At 62.5% G+C, this 21743-nt stretch carries 20 protein-coding genes and 1 pseudogene; 13 read left to right on the forward strand and 8 right to left on the reverse strand.

Annotation, left to right across the window (positions count from 1 at the left end; all coding sequences use genetic code 11):
* Window positions 1–111: 111 nt before the first annotated feature.
* Window positions 112–489 carry a hypothetical protein gene (locus ACREC7_RS10565; protein ID WP_431555648.1) on the reverse strand — a complete coding sequence of 126 codons (378 nt, stop codon included), beginning with the start codon at window positions 487–489 and terminating at the stop codon, window positions 112–114.
* A 176-nt stretch (window positions 490–665) separates the two neighbouring features.
* Here ACREC7_RS10565 and ACREC7_RS10570 point away from each other — a divergent pair, with 176 nt between their 5' ends.
* The gene (locus ACREC7_RS10570) at window positions 666–1082 is read left to right on the forward strand and encodes a hypothetical protein (RefSeq protein ID WP_431555649.1); all 417 of its coding nucleotides are present in this window, start codon (window positions 666–668) and stop codon (window positions 1080–1082) included.
* A gap of 55 nt (window positions 1083–1137) precedes the next feature.
* On the opposite strand, the gene ACREC7_RS10575 is transcribed toward ACREC7_RS10570, so the two are convergent.
* The 4 genes from ACREC7_RS10575 to ACREC7_RS10590 all read right to left on the reverse strand — a co-directional run bounded on the left by ACREC7_RS10575 (window position 1138) and on the right by ACREC7_RS10590 (window position 6846).
* Complete coding sequence (locus ACREC7_RS10575; protein ID WP_431555650.1) at window positions 1138–4278, reverse strand: efflux RND transporter permease subunit; 3141 nt, start codon at window positions 4276–4278, stop codon at window positions 1138–1140.
* Window positions 4279–4328: 50 nt separating this feature from the next.
* Window positions 4329–5417, reverse strand: a complete 1089-nt coding sequence (locus tag ACREC7_RS10580) for an efflux RND transporter periplasmic adaptor subunit (RefSeq protein ID WP_431555651.1) — start codon at window positions 5415–5417, stop codon at window positions 4329–4331.
* 97 nt (window positions 5418–5514) lie between these two features.
* Window positions 5515–6123, reverse strand: coding sequence for a TetR/AcrR family transcriptional regulator (locus ACREC7_RS10585; RefSeq protein ID WP_431555652.1), 609 nt, complete (start codon window positions 6121–6123; stop codon window positions 5515–5517).
* A 198-nt stretch (window positions 6124–6321) separates the two neighbouring features.
* The gene (locus ACREC7_RS10590) at window positions 6322–6846 is read right to left on the reverse strand and encodes a Crp/Fnr family transcriptional regulator (RefSeq protein WP_431555653.1); all 525 of its coding nucleotides are present in this window, start codon (window positions 6844–6846) and stop codon (window positions 6322–6324) included.
* Between the two features lie 418 nt (window positions 6847–7264).
* On the opposite strand from ACREC7_RS10590, the gene ACREC7_RS10595 reads away from it, so the two are divergent.
* The 7 genes from ACREC7_RS10595 (at window position 7265) to ACREC7_RS10625 (ending at window position 15064) form a co-directional block, all read left to right on the forward strand.
* Window positions 7265–8185 (forward strand): SphA family protein, encoded by a 921-nt coding sequence (locus ACREC7_RS10595; protein WP_431555654.1) that lies wholly within the window; start codon window positions 7265–7267, stop codon window positions 8183–8185.
* Window positions 8186–8215: 30 nt separating this feature from the next.
* The gene (locus ACREC7_RS10600; protein ID WP_431555655.1) at window positions 8216–9250 is read left to right on the forward strand and encodes a DUF1254 domain-containing protein; all 1035 of its coding nucleotides are present in this window, start codon (window positions 8216–8218) and stop codon (window positions 9248–9250) included.
* A 68-nt stretch (window positions 9251–9318) separates the two neighbouring features.
* On the forward strand, window positions 9319–10608 hold the full coding sequence (locus ACREC7_RS10605; protein ID WP_431555656.1) for a DUF1214 domain-containing protein: 1290 nt from the start codon (window positions 9319–9321) through the stop codon (window positions 10606–10608).
* A gap of 243 nt (window positions 10609–10851) precedes the next feature.
* Window positions 10852–11535, forward strand: a complete 684-nt coding sequence (gene minC / locus ACREC7_RS10610) for a septum site-determining protein MinC (RefSeq protein ID WP_431555657.1) — start codon at window positions 10852–10854, stop codon at window positions 11533–11535.
* 17 nt (window positions 11536–11552) lie between these two features.
* Window positions 11553–12368: a septum site-determining protein MinD gene (gene minD, locus ACREC7_RS10615; protein ID WP_431555658.1), complete on the forward strand. Its 816-nt coding sequence runs from the start codon at window positions 11553–11555 to the stop codon at window positions 12366–12368.
* Complete coding sequence (gene minE, locus ACREC7_RS10620) at window positions 12365–12655, forward strand: cell division topological specificity factor MinE (RefSeq protein ID WP_431555659.1); 291 nt, start codon at window positions 12365–12367, stop codon at window positions 12653–12655. Before minD ends, minE begins: the two co-directional genes overlap by 4 nt.
* Window positions 12656–12889: 234 nt before the next feature.
* On the forward strand, window positions 12890–15064 hold the full coding sequence (locus tag ACREC7_RS10625; RefSeq protein ID WP_431555660.1) for a hypothetical protein: 2175 nt from the start codon (window positions 12890–12892) through the stop codon (window positions 15062–15064).
* A 60-nt stretch (window positions 15065–15124) separates the two neighbouring features.
* Here ACREC7_RS10625 and ACREC7_RS10630 read toward each other — a convergent pair whose 3' ends face one another.
* Entirely contained in the window at window positions 15125–16270 is a 1146-nt protein-coding gene (locus ACREC7_RS10630; RefSeq protein WP_431555661.1) for an alkene reductase, read from the reverse strand.
* Window positions 16271–16388: 118 nt separating this feature from the next.
* Here ACREC7_RS10630 and ACREC7_RS10635 point away from each other — a divergent pair, with 118 nt between their 5' ends.
* Entirely contained in the window at window positions 16389–16838 is a 450-nt protein-coding gene (locus tag ACREC7_RS10635; RefSeq protein WP_431555662.1) for a hypothetical protein, read from the forward strand.
* A gap of 203 nt (window positions 16839–17041) precedes the next feature.
* Window positions 17042–17521, forward strand: a complete 480-nt coding sequence (locus ACREC7_RS10640) for a hypothetical protein (protein WP_431555663.1) — start codon at window positions 17042–17044, stop codon at window positions 17519–17521.
* A 50-nt stretch (window positions 17522–17571) separates the two neighbouring features.
* Here ACREC7_RS10640 and ACREC7_RS10645 read toward each other — a convergent pair whose 3' ends face one another.
* Both ACREC7_RS10645 and ACREC7_RS10650 read right to left on the reverse strand, forming a co-directional pair.
* Window positions 17572–17697 (reverse strand): hypothetical protein, encoded by a 126-nt coding sequence (locus tag ACREC7_RS10645; protein ID WP_431555664.1) that lies wholly within the window; start codon window positions 17695–17697, stop codon window positions 17572–17574.
* 422 nt (window positions 17698–18119) lie between these two features.
* A complete protein-coding gene (locus ACREC7_RS10650) occupies window positions 18120–19259 on the reverse strand; it encodes an MBL fold metallo-hydrolase (protein WP_431555665.1) in 1140 nt (379 codons plus the stop codon).
* Between the two features lie 208 nt (window positions 19260–19467).
* Here ACREC7_RS10650 and ACREC7_RS10655 point away from each other — a divergent pair, with 208 nt between their 5' ends.
* The 3 genes and pseudogenes from ACREC7_RS10655 to ACREC7_RS10665 all read left to right on the forward strand — a co-directional run.
* Window positions 19468–20679, forward strand: a complete 1212-nt coding sequence (locus ACREC7_RS10655) for an adenylate/guanylate cyclase domain-containing protein (RefSeq protein WP_431555666.1) — start codon at window positions 19468–19470, stop codon at window positions 20677–20679.
* Between the two features lie 323 nt (window positions 20680–21002).
* Window positions 21003–21506, forward strand: coding sequence for a phasin family protein (locus ACREC7_RS10660; protein WP_431555667.1), 504 nt, complete (start codon window positions 21003–21005; stop codon window positions 21504–21506).
* A 44-nt stretch (window positions 21507–21550) separates the two neighbouring features.
* Window positions 21551–21743, forward strand: a pseudogene (locus tag ACREC7_RS10665) (hypothetical protein); the annotation flags it as partial.

The raw sequence follows: 21743 nt of genomic DNA on the forward strand, positions 1-21743 counted from the left end.
CCCCCACCCCAGCGTCGCCTTCGCCACGAAGGCGCCGCCGGACCTCCCCGCAAGGGGGAGGTATGGAGTCATTTCGGAGCGAGCCAAAAATCCGGCAACCACCCGCACAGCCTAATTGCGGCAGACCTTCGAACCCGAGGTGCAGACATAATTGACCACCACGCCGGTAAAGCAGGTGGTGTAGGTCTTGGCCGTGACGAATGTCGCATAGACGACATCCTCCGGCACCACCGGCCGCACCCTCTTCCAGAACGGATCGGGGCTCACCTTCTGCGGGCTCATGCTGATGCGGCTCCAGCCGCGCTTGCGCCGTAGCTCATCGGCGCTTTTGTCGGCAAGAGCGCGCGACATGTGCAAAGCCTCGCCTTTGGTGTCGGCGCTATGGGTTGCCGAGATGACCTCGCAGTCCTCAGCCGCAATGGCGGCGAGGGGCCACGGAGCCGCCAAGGCAACAATGCCGAGCACAACACCCTTCGCAGCTCGAAGCATGCCTCTCCCCGGGGATGGAACAGGGTCCGCTGCCGTTTGTTTTGCCAAAGCGGCGGGACGCTGGCAACCCGACGTGTCGAACTGTCGCCGGGCCCTGATGCCGGATTGATCGAAGCGCCAATTGGGGTACCTTCGGCCGGTCCCATGTGCCGTGGCGGGGAGACGAGGGGACGGGAATGCGGCTCTTGATCGCGGTTTTCGCCGTGCTGGTTCTGTGCGGTTGCGCGGCGCAAAACGAGATTTCCAGGCAACAACGCGAGGCCGAGAGCAACGCTCCGGACTTGTCCTTTCAGGGCCCGCTCCGCTCCGTGAATTTGGCGGCGGCGCAAGTCAAGCTTGTGCAGAAGGGCATAGCGGCAAGTCTGAAGGACCCGGCGTCGGCCAGCTTCGGAACCAGCTACCGCGCCGGCACCAACAAGGACCGCGAGATCGCGGTGTGTGGTTTCGTCAACGGCAAGAGGTTCGTGGGGATGTTTGCCAAGCCTGAGGGCGGGTCCACGGAGTTCCTGCCCATCAAGGTCGCCGAGAGCGACGAGGAGCAGCCGGCTGTAAGGGACTACTGCCGAGCCGACGGCGTCTACCTGCCGCAGTGACGGTCTGCGACACGCGTTCCTCCCCGCGAGGAGAGGGAAACGCCGGGCAAGCCGGCTATTCCGCTGCGATCGGCATGGGTATTGGGCGCCGGCCGATCCGATCGGTCAGTCGCAGACGTTCGACGGAATTATCGGCGGACTCGTCTGCGCGCACCCGGAACCACAGCGCATAGAGCGCGGGCACGACCAGCAGCGTCAACAAGGTCGCCACGAACAGGCCGCCCATGATGGTGATCGCCATTGGTCCCCAAAAGATACTGCGTGCCAGCGGAATCATGGCGAGGATGGCGGCAAGCGCCGTCAGCAACACCGGACGCGCTCGCCGCACCGTGGCGTCGATGATGGCGCGGTGCCGGCCGTGGCCGGCAGCGATGTCGTGGTCGATCTGATCGACCAGGATGATGGTGTTGCGCATGATCATCCCGGCAAGCGCGATGAGGCCGAGTAGGGCAACGAAACCGAACGGCTGGTTGGACAGGAGCAGAGCCCCGGTGGCGCCGATGATCCCGAGTGGCGCCGTTACGAACACCAAGGCCAAGCGCGAGAAGCTCTGCAGCTGGATCATCAGAAACACCAGCATCACCACCGCCATGGCTGGGAACACAGCCGCCAGAGCCACATTCGCCTTGGCGCTTTCCTCGATCGAGCCGCCGGTCTCGATGCGGTAGCCATAGGGCAACGCATCCTCGATCCCGCCGAGCTTCGCCAGAACCTCGGTGCTGACGTCGGGCGCTTGCACGCCGTCGACAATGTCGCCGCGCGCGGTGAGCACGAGGTCGCGGTTGCGGCGCCACAGGATCGGTTCCTCGAATTCGTAGTGGAGGCGCGCGATCTGCGACAGCGGCACTGGCACGCCGTTTCTTGTGGTGATGGTCAGCGCCGGAAGCCGGCCAAGCTCGAGGCGCTCGCTCGGGACGGCGCGCGCCACCACGTCGATGTGCTCGATGCCCTCGCGATATTGGGTGATGGTGAGTCCCGAGAGCAGGGTCTGCAACGTCTGCGCCACGTCCTGCGGCGTCAGCCCAAGCGCACGGGCGCGGTCCTGGTCGACCTCGAGGCGGATCGACTTCACCTGCTCGCTCCAGTCGAGATGCGGGTCGATGATCTTGGGATTTGCCGCCATGACCTGGCGGACCTGCTCGGCGATCTCGCGCACCTTCATCGGATCGGGCCCGATCACGCGGAACTGCACGGGAAAGCCGACCGGCGGACCGAACACGAAACGGTCCACCCTGGTCCGCGCTTCTGGCAGCGCCCCGCCGGCAAGGGCTTTCTCGAGCCGGGCCTTGACCCGCTCGCGGGCCTCCAGGTCCTTGGTGACGATGACGATCTGAGCGAAATTCGGGTTTGGCAGCACCGGATTGAGGCCAAGCCAGAAGCGCGGCGAACCCTGGCCGACATAGGTTGTGTAGGTGACAATGTCGGGATCGCCGGCAAGCATGCTCTCGGCCTTCTTCGCGGCGTTGTCGGTGACGCCGATCGCCGTACCTTCCGGGAGCCGCATCTCGAAGAACAATTCGGACCTTGTCGAGGTCGGGAAGAACTGCTGCTGGACCAGCCCGAAACCTGTCACGGCGGCGAAGAACATGAAAACCGTGGTGGCGACCACGGTCTTCCGCCAGCGCAAGGCACGTTCGATCAGGCGCCGCAGCGTGCGGTAGATTCTGGTGTCGTAGATCGCATCGGGATTGTCGTGAGCCCGGTGCTTGGCGAAATCCGGCAGGAGCTTCAGCCCGAGATAGGGCGTGAACACCACCGCCACGATCCAGGAGGCAATCAGCGCCAGCCCGACCACCCAGAAGATGCTTCCGGCATATTCGCCGGCGCTCGACTTGGCGAAGCCAACCGGCAAGAATCCCGCGGCGGTGACCAGCGTGCCGGTCAGCATGGGGAAGGCGGTCGAGGTCCAGGCGTAAGTCGCCGCGCGCACGCGGTCCCATCCCTGCTCCATCTTCACCACCATCATCTCGATAGCGATGATCGCGTCGTCGACGAGCAGCCCCAGAGCAATGATCAGCGCGCCGAGCGTGATCCGGTGCAGGTCGAGCCCGGCGCCGTACATGACGAGAAGCACGATGGCGAGGACGAGCGGCACCGACAACGCGACGACAATGCCGGTGCGCCAGCCGAGCGACAGGAAGCCCACGAGCAAGACAATGGCGAGCGCTTCGCCGAAGCTCTTGATGAATTCCGATACCGACTCATCGACGATGTGGGGTTGATCGGCGATCTGGGTGACCTCGATACCGACCGGCAGCTCCGCCGTGACCGACTTCATCGCCTCTTTCAGGTTCTCCCCAAGCGTGATGATGTTTGCCCCGTCCGCCATCGAGACGCCGAGCCCAAGGGCAGGCTTGCCGCCCTCGCGCACGATGAAGGTCGGCGGGTCTTCGTAGCCGCGCTTCACCGAGGCAATGTCGCCGAGCCGGAACACACGCCCGTCCGCCTGCACCGGCACGGCGGCGATGGCCTCAGTGCCGGAGAATGCGCCGGTGACCCGCACATTGATACGGTCGGCCGACGTATCGACCGATCCGCCGGACACGACGGCGTTCTGCTTGGCGACGCTGTCGAAGATCTGCTGCGGGGTTATGCCGAGGGTGGCGAGCTTTGCGTGGCTGAACTCGATGAAGATCTTCTGCGGGCGCTCGCCGATGATATCAACCTTGTTGACGTCGGGGACGCGCAGCAGGCTCTGCCGGATATCCTCGGCACGCGCCTTGAGATCGGCGAGGCTCAAGCCATCGGCCGTCAGCATGTAGATGACGGAATAGACGTCGCCGTATTCGTCGTCGAAATTGGGGCCGATGATGCCGGCAGGCAGAGCGCCCTTGATGTCTCCCACCTTCTTGCGCACCTGGTACCAAAGATCCTTGACCTTGGCGGGCGGAGTTGTGTCCCGGAGAAACACCTGGATGAAAGAAACTCCCGGCTGCGAATAGCTCTGCACGCGGTCGAGATAGGGCAGGTCCTGCAGCTTCTTTTCGATCTTGTCGGCGACTTGGGTCTGCATTTCCGCGGCCGTGGCGCCGGGCCAGGCGACGTTCACGATCATGGTCTTGATGGTGAAGGAGGGATCTTCGGCACGGCCGAGGTTGAAGTAGGAGTAGGCCCCGGCCGCGCCGAGCAGCAGGATCATGAACAGGACCAGCGACTGATGCGTGATCGCCCATTCCGAAAGATTGAAGCGCCTCATGACCCAGTTCTCCTCCTGGCCGCGGCTCACGCAGACAGCACGGTCATCCTTTATTGCTCACCGACGGCACGGACTCTTTCACCGACGTCGAGCTTCTGCACGCCGAGCTTGACGATCCGGTCGCCGTTGCTGACGCCGGAGGTGACCAGCGCCGTGTCCTCGGTGAACGAGGCTACCTTCACCGGTCTGAGCTCGAGCGCACCGGAGGTGTCGACCACATAGACCGATGGGCCGGTCCCACGGTTGAGGATCGCCGCGAGCGGCAGCTTCGCCACCGAGACATTGGCGGAGTGCGATAGCGTCACCGTCGCCGTCATGCCGAGTGCGACCGAGTCGTCGGGATTGTCGATGGTAAAGCGCGCGGCGTAAGTCCGGGTCGCGGCGTCGGCCTGCGGCGACAGCTCGCGCAGCCGAGCGGCGAAATTCCGCCCCGGTCCCGACCACAACTGAACCGTGGCTTTCGCGCGGCGCGCTTCGGCCAGCCAGGTCTCCGGCAGCGCCACGACGGCTTCCTTCTCGCCGCGGTGGGCGAGCCGCACCACCGGTTGGCCGATGGCGACGACCTGGCCGGGCTCGGCGAGCGTTGCCGTGATCACGCCGTCGGCATCGGCCTTGAGGTCGGAGTAGTCGAGCTGGTTGTGCGCGAGGTCGAGAGAGCGCTTGGCACGCTCCAGGCGTCCTTCGGCTTCATCCTTCGCCGCCTTCTTGCGATCGAAGTCGGCGATCGAGGCCCAGCCGCGCGTCTTCAGCGTGGTATAGCGTTCGAAATCCGACGCGGCCTGCTGAAGACTTGAGGTCGCCGCGGCGAACTCTGCCTCGGCGCTCTCGACCTGCAACTTCAGGTCCTGCGGATCGAGCCGCGCCACCACGTCGCCGACTTGCACGCGGTCGCCGACATTGACGACGCGGCTGACGATCTTGCCGGCGACCCTGAAGCCGAGATCGGTCTCGTAGCGGGCGCGCACCACGCCCACGAACTCGCGCGTGGCATTCTCGTTCTCGAAGGCGACGCGCTGAACCTGCACCGGTCGCTCAGGCGTGGCGGTCGCCGACGCCGCCTGATCGTCGCACGCCGCGAGCAGGGGAAGGACGGCGATGACGGCCACGGCGCGCAGCAACGAGAGTGACGACGAGGGCATGGCGGCTGCTCCTTCACGCATGTCTGTGATGAATGACGAAAGACGAATATCGTCACTTCGTGGGCGCAAGTCGGCGTGAGCTGAATGCGGCATGGACCTACCTGCGGGGGGTGATGGCTTGGAGCAGAAAGCGGACCGATGCCCGGGCTTCAGCCTCGACATCGTTTCCGTCCTGAAGGGACTGGGCGACCAGCACTGGGTGGCAAAAGCCGACCAGGGACCGCATGATGGCGTGCGAAGCCTCGCGCGGATCGGCAGGTTCGAACTCGCCTGCTTCGATACCGTCACGCAAGATCAGCTCCATGGCGGTGCGCAAGGTTTCCTTATGGGCGAGGATCTCATCCCAATTCTGCTCGAGCGCGATCAGCACGATGTCGTTGACGCGCTGATCGGTGAGCAGATTTTCCTTGTGATACGCCAGGATTTCGAGGACCAGCCGCTCAATGCGCTGGGAGGCGGGGGCCTTTGAGCGCGCAATCGCCCAGGCATTCTCCTCGACCTCCGACAGGCAGCGCTGGCAGATCGCCTGGACGATCGCGGTCTTGGATGGGAAGAAGCGGTAGACATTGGCCGGCGACATCTGAAGTTCGGCCGCAATGTCGGCCACCGCGGTCTTGGCAAATCCCAGCCGGCGAAACAGCACATCCGCGGTCTCCACAATCCGGGCGCGGGTATCGTCGGGTTTGGTTCTGGCCTGCGGTCTCATCGGAGGTGGCTCGCTGGTTCTGTGAATAGCGATGAATATGATAATTCGTCACTCGACGAATGTCAAGATGCGCCTCGATCCCCGGAAGGGATGCCTATGCTTCGAGAGGCGCCCAGGTTCAACGGAGCTGACATGAGTGAGAGAGCGCCGCCGACGGACCCGAGTTTGACGAGACGAGCGTCGGTGAAGGCGGCGGCGTCAAGCCGACCATCGCGACAAGCGGCCCGGCGCGTCTTCGGCCGACCAGGACAACTTGCTCATGTCCGCATCGGGCCCCATCCTGGCGAACAGCCGGTTGTCCGCTTCACGGAGCCGCCGGGTCACTTCCCGGCCCATATTCATCTGGATCAGCGCGAACTGCTTGAGATCCAGCTCGTAGACCTGGTGGAGGCTGGCCGCCGAAAGACGGATGGCGGTGCAATCTTCGACCGCGCGGACTGAGGCGCTGCGCGGACAGAGGTCCATCACCGCCATCTCCCCGAAGCAATCTCCCTCCTTCAGGGTTCCGAGCAGGTACTCCTGTCCGCGCCAGGATTTCAGCACGGCGACCTTGCCCGCTTCGAGCACGAACATCGAATCGGCTTTGTCGTGCTCGCGGAAAAAGTACGCATTCGCCGGGACGGACGCGACCGGGCACAAGCCGAGCAAGAATTGGAGGATGTCGGCCCGGACTCCGCCGAAAACGGGCATGCGCTGCAGGAACTCGATCCGCGCTTCGTGCATGGCGGCACTTCCTGAGTTGTCGTCATTATGATCTTCAACCGGTCGGTCCGCAAGGAGAGGACAGGTCGAAGGCAGTGTTGACATGCGCCGAATGAAAGCTGGTGCGGCGACGCTCGGGACGCCAACGTCTCCTTGTGGCAGCAAGCGGCCGCAGGCCGAGCGTAAATCACGTCAGAAGTCCGCCAATAAGCGGACATGCTGAATCAGCCTGTGGCGGTCAGCTAATGCCCATAGCGGACGTTGTTGCTCTAGGGCAACATCTGCTCTTCAAAAGGTTTGCCGTACGACCCGTTTAGCTAATCAAACGTTGTACACTGATCTCGGGGATCGTGCCGTGTATGGGCGTCGTGTGTCGCTGGGGCTAACTTCCAGAGTGAGCGCTTGGCCGACTAGGGGGATCGGTTTCCTTGTTGGCTTGATGATCCTTGTACCCGGCGTAAAGGCTGCTGAGTTCGGGTCGAGCCCATATCCCAAGGGCTTTCGAGATGTTTACGCCGGGATCGTGCCAACGGTCCCTGGACTGTACGTCCTCAACGACGTCTATCACTACCAGGGAAGTGCAAATGCCCTCGTGTTCAATGGGGCCGTTCAACTTGGTGTCGATGCAAAATTTACGGCGGACTTTCTGCCCCTCACTTACGTCACTAAATGGAAGGTCCTCGGCGGCACATTCGCCTTCGGTGCGGCTCCAGCCTTCATGTCGATGGACACGGACGTTGGTCTAACAGTTCCAAACTTTACAGGTCCACTGGGCAGAACTTTTGGACCATTCGACATCACCTTCGGCGATGCCGAGACCAATTTCGGCGATACGGGCATTACGCCGATCACGCTCGGCTGGCACACTGGCAATTGGTGGTGGAATGCTGGCGTGACAGGCTTTGTCCCTACCGGCAAATACGACAAGCGCGACCTTGCTAATACCGGCCTCAACCATTGGTCGGTCTTTCCCACCGCGGCCATCACCTATTTCGATCCCGAGGCGCAATGGCAGGCTTCGGCAGCGTTCGCCTATGCCATAAATTTTGAGAACCCGGACACGAATTATACAAGTGGAGATCTTCTCCACATCGATAGCTCGATCACCAAAAATTTCGGTGCGCTGGGTGTCGGCGCGGTGGCCTACGCGATGATCCAGACAACGGGGGACAGCGGGGCCGGCGCGCGGTTCGGCAGCTTCAAATCGGAGGTCTACGGCGCCGGACCAATCGTCACTTACACAATTGGCTCCAATCCTGTGACGGCGCTTACGCTGATTGCCAAGTGGTATCACGAGTTCGGAGCAGAGAACACGCTGGAAGGCGATACCGTGGTCGCCTCCGCTAGCTTCAAGTTCTGAGCGCCAGCTCAGCGAGTGAGAAGGAGGCGTATGATGCACAGTAGAAGGCTTGCCGCATATGGCTTGGCTCTAGCGGCAGTAGTTGCTGCGCATGTCCCATCGCCCGCTGCCGATACCATACCGGTAACCGTCGACAATTTCGTGCGGGCAGAAAGCGATCTCTATTTCGGGGGCGTCATCAAGGACTTCGGCTTCGGCAAGATTGGCTACAATCGGGAGCCTGCGCCCATCGACAACCAGACTGTCATCCGCCTCAACCGCGATACGCTCTATGGCGGCGGTGTCTTTGATCTCGATGCCGGACCGGTGACCATCACGCTCCCCGACGCTGGCAGGAGGTTCATGTCGTTGCAGATACTTAACCAGGACGAATACACGCCGGCGGTCTACTACGGCGCCGGCAGTCACACACTGACCAAGGAAGACGTCGGCACCCGCTATGTGGTCACTGCGATCCGCCTCCTCGCTGACCCAAACGATCCCGAGGACCTCAAGCAGGTCCATGCGCTGCAGGACGCGATCAAGGTCGAGCAGCCTGGCGGTCCAGGCAAGTTTGAGATTCAGAACTGGGACCAGGCAAGCCAGAAGAAGGTCCGCGATGCGCTCCTGGTGGTTGCCTCCACGCTCGAGGACTTTAAGGGCGCTTTCGGCACCAAGAGCGAGGTCGACCCCGTGCGCCACTTGATCGGCGCGGCGGCGGCCTGGGGCGGCAATCCGGCAAAGGACGCCATTTATCTCAATGTCACGCCTCCAAAGAACGACGGGACGACCGTGTACAAGCTCAACGTCAAAGATGTGCCCGTAGACGGATTCTGGTCGGTCACCGTCTACGATGCGGAAGGCTACCTGCAGGCCAATCCGTACAACGCCTATTCGCTTAATAACATCACGGCGAAGAAAAGCGACAATGGTTCATTCGCGATCCAGTTTGGCGGCTGCGACGGGAAAATTCCGAATTGTCTGCCGATCACGAAGGGCTGGAACTATACGGTGCGGCTTTATCGTCCGCGACCGGAGATTCTCGAGGGCAGTTGGAAGTTTCCTGAGCTGACGCCTGTTAGCTAGGTTCTGAATTGGTAGCAGGCTTGGCCTGACTCGTTGAGACGGTCACCTAACGAACCAGGAGAAAGACGATGCGCGGGCTTGTTGTGGCAATTGCCATGTTGGCTAGTGCAACCACCCTTCCGTCAGTCGGACATGCAGCCCCTCCCACCGATCAGGACATCGTCGACAGCTACCAATACATGCTTAGCCGCTGGTTGGTCCTCCGACAGGAGAGCCTCGACCTCGACGAAGGCTTCAAGTGGAACCAAATCATTCACCGCAAGCCGGGCGGCGTGACATGGGCCAACCCAAATCTCGATGTCGCTTACAGCGAGGCCTGGATTGCAGTCGATCAGTCAAGCTGCACGCTCATCAATCTGCCTGAGATCAAAGGCCGCTATTACACCGTCCAGGTGCTCAACGGCTGGGGTGAGGTGACCACCAATATCAATGAAAGAAACTTTCCCGACCATCCCTTCGGCAATTTCGCGCTTTGCCTCAAAGGCGCGGACGTGGCGCTCCCTGAGATTGTGCAACGGATCGACCTGCCCAACAAGAGGTCACGCATCTTGTTGCGCGTCGAACTCGGCCCCAATCCCGATGAAGCCATTGCGCTGCAAAACCGGATAACGATGAAGGCTACCGGCTCGCCTACGGTCGAAGGGCCGGTGGTGAAGTTCGACTTCCCCATCACGGAGCTTCCCGGGGTGGAGGCCGTCGACAAGACGGCAGAAATTCTTGCGAGCGAGCCCGACATCAATGAGGGCATGGCGGAGATGCAGAGCAAGGCACTCGCCGTTGGCGAAGCGGCTAAGGATCCCGCTCAACGCGCCCATGTCGATGAGGTCATTCGCACCAAGGCCATACCAGCCTTCATGGCTGCCATCCCAAAGATGGGTGCGACAGGCAATGGTTGGATGCGTCCTCGCGTCACCGGAAACTACGGCAGCGACCACCAGATCCGTTCAATCGCCAACTTCGCCGGTATCTGGGCAAACAACCAGAAGGAGGTCGTCTACTTCATGGTCGAGAAGCTCGACGGCAGCAAGACCTACACCCAGACCTATCCCAAGGACGCGCTACCGGCGAGCAAGGTTGGATATTTTTGGTCCGTGATCGCGGTCGACAGCGCTAAGTTTCAAGTCATTCCCAATCCGCTCAACCGCTTCCTCCTCAACAAGCAGTCTGGGCTTGAGCTCAACGCCGATGGGTCGCTCACGCTCGCCTTCGCGCCGAAAAAACCGGAAGAATTGCCTGAGCCTAACTGGCTGCCGACGCCGAAAGGTCAGCCCTATAACCTCACCTACCGCTTCTACGGCCCATCGCAAGACATCGTGAGCGGCGCGTGGTTTCCGCCACGACTGATCGAACAAGAGTGACGTCCGTTAATGGCACATAGCGGACTTAAGCCGAGCGTGGCATTACGTTCGAAGTACGCCAATAAGCGGACCAGCCGAATCAGCCTATGGCGGTCGGCTACTCACCCCTAGCGGACATTTCGCGTGCGCTTTTTACTCGGCCCTGCCGTGCGGCGAGCGGGTCGCTTTTTCTATTCCGGCAGGCGCCGAAATTAACCCCTCATTAACCATATGGCCGTCCTATCGGCGTTGAGGGTTAACGAGATGTCAACGGCGCGGCCATCGTTCAAATTTCGCGGCGGCTCTTTCCACGCTCTGGTGGTCAGGCCGGAAGCCCCTATCGATGCTTGGCTTGCCGAGGTGGATGCTTTGCTCGCCCGCTCGCCAGGCTTTTTCGCCGGCAAGTCGGTGGTGATCGATGTCTCAGGCCTCTCGCTGACCAAGCAGACATTCCTCGGTCTCTTGGACGAGCTGAGCAGGCGTGACATGCGCATTCTCGGTGTCGAGGGAGCAAATCCAGCCGATGTCGATGGCCGGGTTCCATCCTTGGTGCGAGGGCAGGCCGGCAAGTCCGATGCGGCGGGGGCGCCCCCGGTTCAACTTCCCGCGCCGGAGCCGGTGAGCTCGCTGTTGATCGATGCTCCAGTGCGCTCGGGCCAAGCGATCGTTCACCCTGACGGCGACGTGACGATTGTCGGGTCGGTGGCTTCTGGCGCGGAAATCATCGCCGCCGGTTCCATTCACGTTTACGGAACGTTGCGCGGAAGAGTCCTGGCTGGTGCCTACGGCAATCAGCGGGCGAGAATTTTTTGTCGCCGGCTCGACGCCGAGCTCATCGCCATCGACGGCCACTACATCGTCGCCGACGAAGTCGAGCCTCATCTTCGCAAGGCACCGATACAAGCGTGGCTCGAAGGGGACGAGCTGAAGATCATAACCATGAACTGAACCAAAGGAGCATGCAAATGGCCCAGGTGGTGGTGGTGACATCCGGAAAGGGAGGCGTCGGCAAGACAACGTCGACCGCAGCGCTTGGCGCCGCTCTGGCGCGCGCCGGCGAGCGCGTCGCCGTCGTCGATTTCGACGTCGGCTTGCGCAATCTCGATCTCGTCATGGGGGCGGAACGGAGAGTGGTCTTCGACCTCATTCACGTCGTTCAGGGCACCGCCAGGCTCTCTCAAGCGCTCATTCGCGACAAGAGAATAGATACGTTGTTCCTGCTCGCCGCCTCCCAGACGCGCGACAAGGACTCGCTCTCGGATGAGGGTGTCGAACGCGTGATCGGCGAGCTGCGGCCGTCGTTCGATTGGGTCATCTGCGACAGCCCGGCGGGTATCGAGCGGGGGGCCTCGCTCGCCATGCGCCACGCCGACCTCGCCGTGGTAGTGGCCAATCCCGAGGTGTCCTCGGTCCGCGATTCCGATCGCATTATCGGCTTGCTCGACTCGACCACCGACAAGGCCAAACGCGGCGAGCCGATGGACAAGTACCTTCTCTTGACCCGGTACGACCCAACTCGGGCGGAACGCGGTGAGATGCTGTGCATCGACGACGTCCTGGAGATCCTCTGCATACCTCTGCTTGGCATCGTTCCCGAGAGCAAGGACGTCTTGCATGCGTCGAACATGGGTTCGCCGGTGACGCTGAACAATCCGGCGAGTGCCCCGGCACGCGCGTACAACGATGCAGCTCGCAGGCTCCGGGGCGAGCAGGTTCCACTGGTCGTACCGAGCGGCCGGGCCACGCTGTTCAGCAAATTGTTGGGACGGAGGGCGGCATGAGGCTCGCGGATCTGTTCGGTCGGCAGCGATCGGCCACCACCGCTCACCATCGATTGCAGGTCCTGCTGATGCACGAACGGTGCGCCGGCGGCAATCCCGATCTTATCCCGATGCTTCACGAGGATATTCTCGCTGCCATCAACAAGCACGTCGCCGTGGATCCCGATAAGGTTCGACTGAAGATCGATCGCGGCGAGATGGTCTCTCGGCTCGAGATCGATATCGAGATACCGACTCCTATGAAACGACACCTGGAAAGCGGCGCGACCGCCGTTCATTTTCGCTGAACCGACACGAGTGAACCCAAACCTCCGCAACAAGCCGCCCCCTTCGACTCCACTTCGCGAATTTGCAACCCGTCCTTCGCACGCCTTTGGTCCTGGCGACGCTCAACGAGATTTCAATCTGTGGTAGTTGTAGTATGCTGAACGACGTCATTCTGTTGTCTGTGAATTCTAGGGTCACAGGGCACGGCGATGATTGCCCGCTTCAACGGATGGTTGCGGTCCCGAGCATACGACTTGTGGATCGGCTTGAAGCCGTCTCGAATCGGCTTGCTCACTGTTCTGGTCCTCGCAGCGCTGCTGTTCGAAACAGCGACAGAGCAGGGACGCGATGTACTTCTCGAGTACGCGCTTGAGGACCTGTCGGCCGACTATTCAAGACCCTTTTGGTTCTATGCCGCGACGTTCGCCGTTGCTGCAATGGTTTGGATAACGTGCTGGGTTTCGTCGGCCTTCCGTTTTGAAAAGGAAGAAGACGTTCTTCTTCAGTATCGAAGGCAATTTCCCCGGTCGCCTTTGGTTAAAGGTTCCAAGAAGGCGAGAGCAGATGCTGAGCAGCGTGTTGCCAACATTTATCGGGTACGCGAGTGGGCGCCCCGCTTTCTTGGAATCCTGGTGCCAATCATTGTCGCCGCCGGGTTTGTCGTGTTCGCCGGCAAAGACGGCATCGATAATGCGTTCATCTGCCTCGGATTAGCGCTTCTTCTCGCCGTCGTGATCCTCCCCTTCCTGCGCGCGACTCGGAAAGTGGCTCAATGGTCGTCGGAGAAGAACCTTCGGCCACTGGCCAAGACGTTGGGGTTTGCTCAGGAAGTGCAGAGAAAGTTGGCTGCGAAAGACCCGATGACGGATTGGGCAGACCTCAAGGAACGGCTCCGAGGACACGTACTGCTTCCGATACTTGTCGTGTGGGTTGTTGCGAGCGTGATTATTGCTGCAGCGTGGCCTCTGACGTTCGGAGCGCTTTTCGGGCCCTTCCCAGTAGCGATGCTAGCCCTGACGGTACTGCTGCTCATTGGGACGGGAGTCGCCATGCTGAACAGGGTGTCAAATCTTCCTTGGTTTTTGGTTCTTGCATTCGCCACCCTCGCTCTGAGTTTTCTAGACGTCCATCGTGTGCGCTTCCTGGACAATACAGAGGAGGCAGTGCGTGGCAGAGCAACCGCCTCTGACCTTCTGTCTGAGTTTGCCGCAAGCGATGAGGATCGCAACTCCCCACGTCCCATCGTTTTCGTGGCCACCGCAGGAGGGGGCAGCCGAGCCGCCTACTGGACCGCGAGTGTATTGGGCGAACTCAGCTCGACAATCCCAACCTTCAACAAAAGGCTGTTCCTCATAAGCGGCGTTTCGGGAGGCTCTGTAGGTGCACTCTTTTATCGAGCGGCGCTCGCGGCGGCCCCTGATGACGGCACCAAGATCAAGGAGATCGCGAAAGCGGCTGCGTCTGGAGATTTCCTTTCGCCGCTGCTCGCGTCGATGTTCATACGCGACCTGATTCCTGGGTTGCCGTTGTCTGATAGGGCCGAGGCCCTGGAAAGAGCGTGGTCGGGGTCCTTCGATCAAGCATGCGGTCGTATGCTCAATAAGGAGCCCTCCGGGAAGCCTAAGCCGTGTCCGGTCAGCCTCGAAGAGGGCTTCCTAAAGCTTTGGAAGAGTGGACCCCGATGGCCTGCGCTGGTCCTGAACGGCACCGTCGTCGAGACCGGAGGGCGAGCGGTGGCGAGCAGCCTTAGGCTTGACTGCAACAATGGTCCGAACTGCTACGTTGCCGATATTGCCGATATTATGAGGTGTGAAAAACGTGACCTTGTTGCCAGTTCCGCAGCTGACGTCAGCGCTCGATTTCCGGTAATTGGGCCGTCCGGCACAGCGAGGATCGATGAGGAAGGGACAGTGCGAAGTGTGGTTGACGGCGGCTATTTTGACAACTTCGGCGCTGTGACCCTGACCCAGATCATGGCAGACCTCGAACCGGCATTTCGAGAAAACAAGTTGGTCCCAATTGTTATCCAGATCACCAGCGATCCAGACTTTTCGCGCTCTCAGGATGGTTGGCGCGGGGAGCCTTATGCTGGAACGAGCGGGCCCGGCGGGCATCAGCTATTCATGCCAATGCGAACGATGATGAATCTGCGCGGTGCTCTTGGCAGACAGGCATTCGTCAACCTTGAGGCACAAGCCAAGCGCATGGGTGGCGCCTACTTCCATTTTGGCCAATGCATGCTGCCTGCGGGTCACAGTACCCACGCACCATTGGGTTGGCTGCTATCCGACTCATCCCGTCAACTGCTCGATGCATACTCGGCTGGCCAGTGCGGCAATGCTGGTCAAATCGAAGCTGTCAAAGCCTGTCTTGAGTCTCCTGGACTTGGCTGTGACCAGACAGGCAAGCGCGAGAAGAGTCCGGGCTGAGTACCATCCTCCAAAAACCCTCCCTTCAGGCGCACTTTGGTCGGCCGCGTCTAACCCCCATCACCCCCAGGCGCGCTCGGCATCCTCGCAGTAGCAGGCATGCGGCTCGACCCCGCGCAACAGCGGATAGTCGGTATAGCCCTGATCGGCGCCGCCATAGAAAGTTTCGCGGTTGGCTGGATTGAGCGGCGCGTCGAGATAGAGCCGCGTCACGAGGTCGGGGTTGCCGATGAATGGCTTGCCGAAGGCGATGAGATCGGCTCTGCCCTCTGCGATGGCCTCGTTGGCGCGCGCTTTGTCGAAGCCGTTATTGGCGATGACGATGCCGCCGAAGCGTCGCTTGATCTCTTTATAGTCGAAGGGCGGCACGGCCACGCCGCCGGTGTCGCCCTCGATCACATGCAGATAGGCGATGCCCTTGCCTGAGAGCGCCGAGGCCACGTGGTTGAACAGGCGCTGCGGGTCGCTGTCGGAAATATCGCTCTGCCCGTTCTGCGGCGAGATGCGCAATCCGGTGCGCTCAGGCCCAACGACTGCGGTGACAGCATCGACCACTTCGAGCAGGAAGCGGCTGCGGTTCTCGATTCCGCCGCCATATTGGTCGGTGCGCTTGTTGGTGCTGTCGCGCAGGAACTGATCGATCAGATAGCCGTTCGCGCCATGCACCTCGACGCCGTCGAAGCCTGCGGCAAGCGCATTGCGCGCCCCTCGCGCGTATTGCTGGACGACGCCGGGGATCTCAGCGGTCTCGAGCGCGCGCGGCGTGGGGATCGGCTCGAAGCCGTTGGCCGTGTAGGCCTGCACATTCGGCCTGATCGCGGAGGGGGCCACCGGCAGCTTGCCGCCTGGCTGGAAAGATGGGTGCGAGATGCGCCCGACATGCCAAAGCTGGAGCACGATGCGGCCGCCGGCGACTTGGACTGCGTCGGTCACGCATTGCCAGCCTTTGATCTGCTCGGCGCTGTGGATGCCTGGGGTCGAGATATAGCCCTGGCCTTCGGGAGCGACCTGCGTCGCCTCCGAAATGATCAGCCCCGCGCTTGCGCGCTGCGCATAATAGAGAGCGTTGAGCGCGGTCGGGACGTTGCCGGCGCCGGCGCGGCTCCGCGTCAAGGGCGCCATGACGATGCGGTTGGGGCATTCGAGGGGTCCGACCTCGATCGGGGCGAAGAGGTCGGGTGAGGTCTTGGTGGGGCGGTCTTGCATGGAGCTCTCCTGAGCGGCGGGATAGTGGCTTGCGGCGATCTTGCCGGGATGCGGAGCCGCCGTCCATGCGTCGCAAGAGCAGTCGCCGAAACGTCATGTTCTGCGCTAGATAGGACGCATGGCAGACACGAAGACCAAGACCGGCCGTTGGCTGGGCATTTTCTCGCCGCTCGAGCGCCGCGAGGAGCCGCTCGCCCCGCGCTGGCTGTTCGTGCGCAGGCTCGCCATCAATGTCGGGATCGCGCTTCTCGTGGTGCTCATATCGCTGTTTGCCGGCATGCTCGGCTATCACCATTTCGAGGAACTCGACTGGACCGAGTCCTTCGGCCACGCCGCGATGATCCTCGGCGGCATGGGCCCCTACGGCCCACCCAAGCATGAGAGCAGCGAGCTGTTCGAAGGCATCTACGCGCTCTATTCGGGCCTGCTGCTGGTCGGCGTGACCGGCCTGATCCTGTCGCCGGTGTTCCACCGGGTGATGCATCAGCTGCACCTTCCCGACGACACCGAAGTGGAAGGCGACACGGCAAAGCCCAAACTGAAGCCGAGGTCGAAGACCAAGGCGTAACGCAACGAATCCTAACCTCCCCCTCGCGGGGAGGTCCGACGACGCCCGTGCGCTAAAGCAGCGAAGCGGTGGCGCGTCGAAGACGGGGCGGCGTCGGGGTGGGGGGATCGCGCGCACGGAGCGGATAGATCAAGCGCTGGTTAATGGACGCTAACGAATGTCGGTAATGGCGCGCTAAGGAATGCGGGCCAGACTCTTGCGCCATGCCAGGGCTTGCAACAGCACTGCCGGCGGTGAGCTTGGCGCTCGCGGTCTTCGCATATGCGCCGGTTGCGGCTGCCGCCTGCCTCGGCGTCAACTCGAAGACCGGCGAGCGCCAGTCGGTGCAAGAGATCTATCGCACCGGCGTGAGCCACCCCAGGCACTTCTTTGCCGAGGCGGCGCACGACCGCGGCGGTCGCCCGCTCATCATCTATTACAGCCGCTATGCGTCGGCTCCCGCCTATTTCAAGAGCTTCGTCAGGCAGCACGAATGCTGCCACCACGCCGGGCAGAGCAACGAAATTGCAGCCAATTGCTGCGCCCTGCGGCGCATGGGCTTGTCGAAGAGCGGCCTGGCGAGCTTGCGGAGCTATATTGTCTCACGCGACGTGAACAGCGAGACTGCCACGGACTATCAGGGGCAGGGCACGCTCTTCTGGGGCAAGACCGAAAGCCGCTGCTTCCTCTCAGCTGAGCGCTAAAGCGTGTCATCCCTCCCGCCCCCAAGAGGGAGAGATGAGGGTCTATTAGACTAGCCTGGCAGCGCCTTGCAGTTCAGGTCCTTGATGGCCGTCTCTGCCTGGGCGCGGGAGCCGTAGCCCTGCTTCTGCCCAAGGATCTTGAGGTCCTTGCTGGCGCCGCATCGATCACGCTGCAATATTTCTCGGTGTCCTCGACCACGAAATGCTGCGCGGCGGCGAGCGACGGCACAGTCGTCGCGGCGAGGATCAGGCTTGCGATCAGATATTTCTTCATAGAGGTGCCTCCTTCTGAAGCCACCTCCCCACGAGGATGATGCCATCCTCCCCTTCCGTCAGATGTAGTCAGCCGGAGGCTGATGCGCAGGCTGTTGACCGCGGCCAATATGCGCAAGCGTCACCCCGCGGCATCTCACGAGCAGTGAAGACTTCATCCCTCCCTTTGACGGGGAGGGTGGACGCCGAGCAACGCTCGGCGGCCGGGTGGGGTGATGGCTTTGCGGTATGCGCTACCGTGACGCTGCTTGAGCGCAATGCCCCCACCCCAACGCCGCCCAAAAAGGCGTGTCGGACCTCCCCGCAAGGGGGAGATATAAAAGCGCTACCACAAATTCTTCGTCTTGATGTCCTTTGAGCCCTTGGGCAGCGAGATCAGCAGCCCGTCACGCCCGAGGATGGTATCGCCGGGCCCGCGCGCGTCGGCAACCCCGCGCAGGAACATGTGCCGCATCAGCGCATTTCTGAGCGGCGGAACCTCGTGGGTAAACACGAGCAGCGGAACGGCGGCCTCCTTGGCGATGGAGGAGGCTTCCACCGGCGAGGTGTGATAGGCGATGATCTGCCGCGCCATCGTTCCGGCGCGGCTGTTGCCCGACGCATCGAGCGCGGAAGCCAGCATCTCCACCATGTCGCGGGAAAGCGCCTCATGCACCAGCACGTCGGCGCCTTTGGCGAACCGCACCATGTTCTGAACGCGCGCCGTGTCGCCGCTCACCACCGCGGCCCGCCCGCCATACTCGATGCGGTAGCCGTAAGCCGGCTCGACCGGATCGTGATTGACGAGGAAGGCCGAGATCTTGAGCCCGTCGCGATCGTAGACGGTGACCGCCTCTTCCGGCCCCGGCCGCGCTACGTCATGGCCGATCATGCGCGCGGCTTCGGTCGGCACCAGTTCGTGCCCTTGGGCGATGCGGAACTCCGCGTCGGAATTGTAGGCTTGCGCGAAGCCCTTCACCACTTCCTCGGTCCCCGACATGCCGAAGGTCTCGCCCTCGGCGTCGGTGGTGCGCTCCGATGCTTGCGGCGCCGGCGGCCCATACACCTCGAGGGGCACCTTCCGCCCGCCGAGCCAGCTTTGCGTGGCGACCTCGCCGAGATCGCCGATATGGTCCGAGTGCAGATGCGTGAGAAGCACGGTGTCGATCTTGGCGCCGGGGATGTTGGCGGCGGCGAGCCGCGACCAGGCGCCTGGCCCTGCATCGATCACCACCACATGGCCGTTGGCGATCACCGCGGCGCAGGCGTTCGCCCGCGTCATGTCCGGCATGGGAGAGCCGGTGCCGCACAACAGAATGTGCAGAGCATCGTCGCTGAGATAGGGCGCGCGGGCGGCCTTCGCCATCTGCCGCGTCATGCCGCTCTGCACGATACGGTCCGCGACCCCCGCCACGAACCACACGAGGGCAAAAGCGCCGGCCAGCACCGCGGCCACGGCGCCAAGCACGACCACAATCCGCTTCATGCAATTCTCCCTTAGGATTTCGGCGGCGACTGTAGCTCAAATCCCCCCTGGATTGTCATGCACGCCTCACCCTGAGGAAGCCGCGTAGCGGCCGTCTCGAAGGGTGGCCATGCTTCGAGACGCGCTGCCTGGGCAGCGCTCCTCAGCATGAGGGTTTCTTTCTGCGCACTTAAAATTGCCACGCAATGCCCCGATAAGAGGCGCCATCATGGCTGACCACGAGCCGACCAGGCTCCCCGACGTTCCCGACATCCCGGCCTCGATCATCGCCTCGGGCATCTCCGATCAGCCGCTCACCAGCCTCATCGAGGTGGCGATGCAGCGGCTCATCGCCTCTGGCGTCTCTATCGACCGCATGAATGTCGGCTTCCGCATCCTGCACCCGCTGTTCGACGGCATGAGCATCACCTGGACGCGGGAGACCGGCGCCGAGGTGAGCTACGCCGCGCTCGTCGACAAGGACGGCTCGGATTTCCGGCTCTCCCCGTTCTACGTCATGCTTTCGGACGGCAGCCGCGAATGGCGGCTCCGCCTCGACCAAGATCCCGCCGTCGCCGGCTTCCCGCTCCTTGCGCAACTGAAGGAGAAGGGCTTCACCGATTATCTTGCGCTGATCGTTGCCTTCGGCGGCGCCGAGCTCCATCCGCAATCGCTCGATGGGCTCGCCACCTCATGGTCGACGCGCTCACCGCAAGGCTTCAGCGACACCGACGTCGCCGCCATGCGCGCCGTGCTCGCCCCGCTCGCGCTCGTGTTCCGTATCGCCATCAAGGATCAGATCACCCGGAACGCGCTCAACACCTTTCACGGGCCTCTGGTCGGCGGCCGCATCCTCTCCGGCACCATCAAGCGCGGCGACGGCGAGCGGCTCGCCGCGGCGCTGTGGTACAGCGATTTGCGCAACTCGACCGGCCTCGCCGATCAGCTCCCGGTCGATGCCTTTCTCGACCTGCTCAACGCCTACTTCGATTGCGCTGCCGGCGCGGTGATGGAGCAGGGCGGCCAGGTGCTCGACATCATCGGCGATGCCATCCTCGCCTTCTTTCCCGCCGGCGACAATGGCGGGACGCAAGCCTGCGCGCTCGCGCTTCAGGCCGCCTCCGGCGCCCGCGACCGGCTCGCCACGCTGAAGCGCGAGGGCGGCGGCAAGGCCGGCGCCATCGAGTTCGGCATCGGCGTTCATTTCGGCGATGTGGTGTTCGGCAATGCCGGGACGCCGGAGCGGCTCAAATTCGGCGTGCTCGGCCGCGCCGTGAACGAGGTCGCGCGCACCGCCGACATGGCGAAGTCGCTGAAGCGCCCGGTGGTGGTGAGCGATGAGGTGGCGCGCCGCTCGCAGCTCACCCTAGCCGATCTCGGCCTACACGAGCTCCGCGGCATCCCTCAGGCCCGCCGCCTCTGGGCGATGGAGGTCGCCTAGCGCTCAAGCAGCGAAGCGGTAGCGCAAAAAAACGAATCATGCTCAGGCAGCGCATCGGTAGCGCAAATCGACGAACACGCGATCAAGCAATGGGGCGCTATAACGGTTTTCCCCACCGAGCTTGCTTTATGTCTGGGCAGCGCCTAGAGTTTCGGCACTGGCACGCCGGACCCAGGCGCTGACGGTGAAGACTAGCGCGCCTAATCAAGTGCGCGCCCCCTTTCCCGAACATCTCAGCACGCCGAGCGCGACTTGCGCTCGAGGCCCGCGGCTTCCCAGCCTGCGAATAATCGCCTGAGATCCAACCCCCAAGAGGTGTGTTCATGACCGCCACCTATCATCCCCAATCCGCCGCCGCCGACGCTCGCGCCAATTATCGTGAGGTGACCGAAAGGCTCGGCATGCTCGGCCTCGACACCGACATTCCCCAGAGCGTGCGCGCCCTTGCCGAGAACACCGTAGACCGGACGCGCGAGGCCTATGACCGCTCCACCGATGCGTTCGACGCTTCCGTGGCGACGTTCGAGAAATCCTTCGACGCCGCCGGCCAAGGCGCCGTCGCGTTCAACCGCAAGATCATCGATATCGCCCGGCGGAATGTCTTGACCAGCTTCGACCTGGCCAAGAGCCTGGCCGGCGCCAAGAGCCTCTCCGACATGGTTGAGCTGCACGCGGCCTATTGGCGCAAGCAGATCGGCGCGTTGACGGCGCAAGCCGAGGAGGTGCGCGAGCTATCGACCAAGGTGACGGCCGATGCGACCGATGCCATCAAGGCGCATATGGCGCGTGGCGTGAATGGACGGGAGCGCGGAAACCGAACGTCGTAGGTGAGCGCCATCGCGTTCACCACGTAATTTGGGGAGGGATTTCCATGATGATACGGACGACCGAAAAGACCATCACGTTCCGTCGGCCCTTCAGCCTGACGGGCGTCGATCATGTGCTGCCGCCGGCCGACTATCGGGTGGTGACCGACGAGGAGCTCCTCGAGGGGCTGTCCTTCATGGCCTACCGCCGAGTCGCGACGGTCATCTTCGTGCCGGAGCTGTCCGGAGCCGCGGTGT

The sequence above is a fragment of the Methyloceanibacter sp. genome (assembly GCF_050728395.1).
In the GTDB taxonomy this organism is placed as follows: Bacteria; Pseudomonadota; Alphaproteobacteria; order Rhizobiales; family Methyloligellaceae; genus Methyloceanibacter.

Coding starts and splice junctions, on each gene's coding strand:
- ACREC7_RS10565 (WP_431555648.1), bottom strand. CDS start 489: ATGCTTCGAGCTGCGAAGGGTGTTGTGCTCGGCATTGTTGCCTTGGCG.
- ACREC7_RS10570 (WP_431555649.1), top strand. CDS start 666: ATGCGGCTCTTGATCGCGGTTTTCGCCGTGCTGGTTCTGTGCGGTTGC.
- ACREC7_RS10575 (WP_431555650.1), bottom strand. CDS start 4,278: ATGAGGCGCTTCAATCTTTCGGAATGGGCGATCACGCATCAGTCGCTG.
- ACREC7_RS10580 (WP_431555651.1), bottom strand. CDS start 5,417: ATGCCCTCGTCGTCACTCTCGTTGCTGCGCGCCGTGGCCGTCATCGCC.
- ACREC7_RS10585 (WP_431555652.1), bottom strand. CDS start 6,123: ATGAGACCGCAGGCCAGAACCAAACCCGACGATACCCGCGCCCGGATT.
- ACREC7_RS10590 (WP_431555653.1), bottom strand. CDS start 6,846: ATGCACGAAGCGCGGATCGAGTTCCTGCAGCGCATGCCCGTTTTCGGC.
- ACREC7_RS10595 (WP_431555654.1), top strand. CDS start 7,265: ATGATCCTTGTACCCGGCGTAAAGGCTGCTGAGTTCGGGTCGAGCCCA.
- ACREC7_RS10600 (WP_431555655.1), top strand. CDS start 8,216: ATGATGCACAGTAGAAGGCTTGCCGCATATGGCTTGGCTCTAGCGGCA.
- ACREC7_RS10605 (WP_431555656.1), top strand. CDS start 9,319: ATGCGCGGGCTTGTTGTGGCAATTGCCATGTTGGCTAGTGCAACCACC.
- minC (WP_431555657.1), top strand. CDS start 10,852: ATGTCAACGGCGCGGCCATCGTTCAAATTTCGCGGCGGCTCTTTCCAC.
- minD (WP_431555658.1), top strand. CDS start 11,553: ATGGCCCAGGTGGTGGTGGTGACATCCGGAAAGGGAGGCGTCGGCAAG.
- minE (WP_431555659.1), top strand. CDS start 12,365: ATGAGGCTCGCGGATCTGTTCGGTCGGCAGCGATCGGCCACCACCGCT.
- ACREC7_RS10630 (WP_431555661.1), bottom strand. CDS start 16,270: ATGCAAGACCGCCCCACCAAGACCTCACCCGACCTCTTCGCCCCGATC.
- ACREC7_RS10635 (WP_431555662.1), top strand. CDS start 16,389: ATGGCAGACACGAAGACCAAGACCGGCCGTTGGCTGGGCATTTTCTCG.
- ACREC7_RS10640 (WP_431555663.1), top strand. CDS start 17,042: ATGCCAGGGCTTGCAACAGCACTGCCGGCGGTGAGCTTGGCGCTCGCG.
- ACREC7_RS10650 (WP_431555665.1), bottom strand. CDS start 19,259: ATGAAGCGGATTGTGGTCGTGCTTGGCGCCGTGGCCGCGGTGCTGGCC.
- ACREC7_RS10655 (WP_431555666.1), top strand. CDS start 19,468: ATGGCTGACCACGAGCCGACCAGGCTCCCCGACGTTCCCGACATCCCG.
- ACREC7_RS10660 (WP_431555667.1), top strand. CDS start 21,003: ATGACCGCCACCTATCATCCCCAATCCGCCGCCGCCGACGCTCGCGCC.